The sequence below is a fragment of the Bartonella sp. ML69XJBT genome (genome assembly GCF_028618515.1).
GTDB lineage: Bacteria > Pseudomonadota > Alphaproteobacteria > Rhizobiales > Rhizobiaceae > Bartonella.
The window spans coordinates 239-2,136 of the sequence record NZ_JAQITB010000092.1; the positions used below are offsets into that span (position 1 = coordinate 239).

The following is a 1,898-nucleotide window of genomic DNA, read 5'->3' on the forward strand; positions in this document are numbered from 1 at the left end:
CTCTATTCTCGACCCTTTTACAGGGACTGGTACCTTTATCACAAGGCTTTTACAATCCAATCTCATCAAACCAGAGGATATGGAATATAAGTTCCGTCATGATATCCATGCCAATGAGATTGTTCTCTTAGCGTATTACATAGCAGCCATTAACATTGAATCGACCTATCATAGTCTTATGAAAGGGAATTATATCCCATTCAAGCATATTGGTTTAACCGATACGTTTCAAATGCTTGAAAAGGAAAGTCTATTACAAAAATTATTTAAAGAAAACAGTGAATATTTAGAACATCAGAAAAATCTGGATATCAAAGTTATTTTTGGTAATCCCCCTTATTCTTCTGGTCAAAGAAGTGAAAATGATAACAATGCGAATGTAGAATATGAAATACTTGATAGAAGCATTCGTGATACATATGCATCAAGATCTCAAGCAATATTAAAAAGAAATCTATATGATAGCTATATTAGAGCAATTCGTTGGGCAAGTAACCGCTTAAATTCACAAGGTGGTGTTGTTGCTTATGTTTCTGGGAATGGATGGATAGATAAAGCATTTGCTGATGGTATGCGAAAATGCTTACAGAACGAATATTCTTCTATTTATATTATTAATCTTCGTGGTGATATTCGGAAAAATATAAAGTCAAAACAACTTTCAAGAGAAGGAGAAAATATTTTTGATTCCGGATGTCAAAATGGAATAGCGATAACGCTTTTTGTACGTAATCCAGATAATAGCCAACCTTGCAAAATTTATTATCATGATATTGGTAATAATCTCACAACAAAAGAAAAACTTACAGCTCTCGAATACTTTGATAGTATTTCTGGCATTACAAATAAATCAAGCTGGCAAATGATTACACCAGACAAGCACGGTGATTGGCTTGGTCAACGTGATGATAGATTCAAATCATTTTTAGCCATAGGTTATAAGAGTTATAAGAAAGGAGAACATACTAAAAAGCTCTTTGAAACGTTTTCTCTTGGAGTTGTAACCAATCGCGATGCTTGGGCATATAATTCAAGCTATGAAGTTTTAGAAAAAAACATGAGTAATATGATTACTTTCTATAATAGTGAAGTAGAACGTTTTAAGGATATTTATGGGCATGTTGATCGCAAGATACGTAAAAATGCTATAAACAATTTTGTAAATTCTAATGCTAAAAAAATCAGTTGGAGCCGTGCTCTTAAACAAGATTTGGAAAAAGAAAAGTTTTTTGAATTTGAAGATAAATGCCTTATTCAAAGCCTATATCGTCCTTTTACACAACAGTGGCTCTATTATAATCGCACCTTCAATGAAATGGTTTATCAAATGCCGCGCATATTTCCGATAGGACAAGCGGTTGAAAATAGAGTGATACAAGTCACTGGTACCGGAACTCAATCAGGTTTTTCTGTGCTTATGGCAAAAAGTTTACCTAACCTTCATGCAATAGATACAGGTCAATGCTTTCCACGATATATTTACGAAAATGTTACAGCTTTAAGAGATAATAATCAGTCTCATTTATTTACAAACTCTACAGAAGAAAGCAAAAATACTGGTTTACAGAGGCGTGATGCCATTACGGATGAAGGATTAGCACATTTTAAAACTGCTTATCCTAGCGAAACCATAACTAAAGATGATTTATTCTATTATGTTTACGGTCTTTTACATTCAGAAGATTACCGTACACGCTATGCTGATAATTTATGTAAAGAGTTGCCTCGTATCCCTTGTGTAAAAACTGCTGATGATTTTTGGATGTTTGTGACAGCAGGACGTGAACTGGGGCATTTGCACGTAAATTATGAAGATGTAGAACCTTATCCTGTGACCTTTAAAAAAGGCAATCCAAAACAGACTGATATCTCTAATCCTAAAGAATTCTATTACGTGA

1 protein-coding gene is annotated in these 1,898 nt (G+C 33.7%); it reads left to right on the plus strand.

The genetic code is table 11. The features are described 5' to 3' along the window. Positions 1–1,898: type ISP restriction/modification enzyme (locus PVV68_RS10160; protein WP_342753064.1), on the plus strand; the 1,898-nt coding region annotated here is incomplete at both ends.